At 34.9% G+C, this 1,566-nt stretch carries 2 protein-coding genes; both read left to right on the forward strand.

Annotated features, from left to right (window positions below):
* Nucleotides 1-79 precede the first annotated feature (79 nt).
* Entirely contained in the window at nucleotides 80-1,339 is a 1,260-nt protein-coding gene (locus KPL44_RS24970; RefSeq protein ID WP_216256101.1) for an NAD(P)/FAD-dependent oxidoreductase, read from the forward strand.
* A 6-nt stretch (nucleotides 1,340-1,345) separates the two neighbouring features.
* Nucleotides 1,346-1,566, forward strand: a 221-nt coding sequence (locus KPL44_RS24975; RefSeq protein ID WP_216256103.1) for a DUF1667 domain-containing protein, incomplete at its 3' end; no start/stop codon positions are given.

Raw genomic sequence — 1,566 nt, forward strand, 5'->3', positions numbered from 1 at the left:
CGAAGTTACAAAATCAGGTGGAAATTCTATTTTACTAACCGGAACGAATAAACAATCTTTATAAATTGGAGGAATAAATATGCAAGAATATGATTTAATCATAATTGGTGGCGGGCCTGCTGGGCTTGCAGCTGCAGTTTCTGCAAAGGACCAAGGAATAGATAGTATTTTAATTTTAGAAAGAGATAATCAATTAGGTGGTATTCTAAACCAATGTATTCATAATGGCTTTGGTTTACATACATTTAAGGAAGAACTTACTGGACCAGAATATTCACAACGATTTATAGACAAAGTTACGGATCTTAAAATTGAGTATAAACTAAATACAATGGTTTTAGATGTAAATGCGAATAAACAAGTTACAGCTGTAAATACAGAAGATGGCATTTTAGAGCTTCAAGCAAAAGCAATTATACTTGCCATGGGATGTCGCGAAAGACCAAGAGGAGCTTTAAATATTCCAGGCTCAAGGTGTGCAGGTATCTATACTGCCGGCACAGCTCAAAAATATGTTAATGCTGAAGGATTAATGCCAGGAACTGAAGTAGTAATACTTGGTTCTGGAGATATTGGTCTTATAATGGCAAGACGAATGACTCTTGAGGGCGCAAAAGTAAAAGCATGCGTAGAGTTAATGCCTCACTCAAGTGGACTTAAAAGAAATATCGTACAATGCTTAGATGATTTTAACATTCCTTTAAAATTAAGCACGACTATAATAAATATACACGGACACGATAGACTCGAGGGAGTTACTATAGCTCAAGTTGATGCTCATAGAAAGCCAATCAAGGGAACTGAAGAATATATTGCTTGTGATACATTACTCTTATCTGTTGGATTACTTCCTGAGAATGAACTTTCTAGGAAAGCAAACGTTGTACTTAATAAAGTTACAGGTGGTCCAATAGTGGATGAAAGTATGCAGACAAGTATTCCAGGAATATTTACCTGTGGTAATGTTCTTCATGTTCATGATTTAGTAGATAATGTAACCACTGAAAGCTATACTGCTGGTAAAAATGCTGCAGATTGTATAAAAGGAATTCACCAGGAGGGACAGAGTGTTGAAGTAATCGCTACTGATGGAGTTAGGTATACAGTACCAAGTACTATTAATCCTAAAAATATAGGTAATGGAATAGATATTAGATTTAGAGTAGGCGAAGTTCATAAAGCTTCTTATATATCTGTCTATTTTGATGATGTTCGTGAGATGCATTTAAAGAAAAAGATACTTACACCAGGTGAAATGGAAAGTATTAAATTAACTAAAGCAGTTTTTGATAAATATAGTCACTGCAAAAAAATTACTATTAAAGTTGAAAAGGAGTAATATATTATGAGTACAAGGGAATTGACGTGCATAGGCTGTCCAGTAGGTTGTGCTCTTACCGTAGAACTTAAGGGCAAAGAAGTTATAAGCGTATCAGGAAATAATTGCAAGATTGGTGAGACTTATGGTAAGAAAGAATGCACTAATCCTACAAGAGTTGTCACTTCATCTGTTTTTGTTTCTGGAGGAAACGCTAAAGTACTTCCTGTAAAAACTGAGAGTGATAT

Origin of the sequence: Clostridium sp. DSM 17811 (genome assembly GCF_018861905.1) — a bacterium.
In the GTDB taxonomy this organism is placed as follows: domain Bacteria; phylum Bacillota; class Clostridia; order Clostridiales; family Clostridiaceae; genus Clostridium_AD; species Clostridium_AD frigoriphilum.

Bases quoted from the DNA above. Each gene is read 5' to 3' on its own strand.
- KPL44_RS24970 (WP_216256101.1), top strand. From the start codon at position 80: ATGCAAGAATATGATTTAATCATAATTGGTGGCGGGCCTGCTGGGCTT.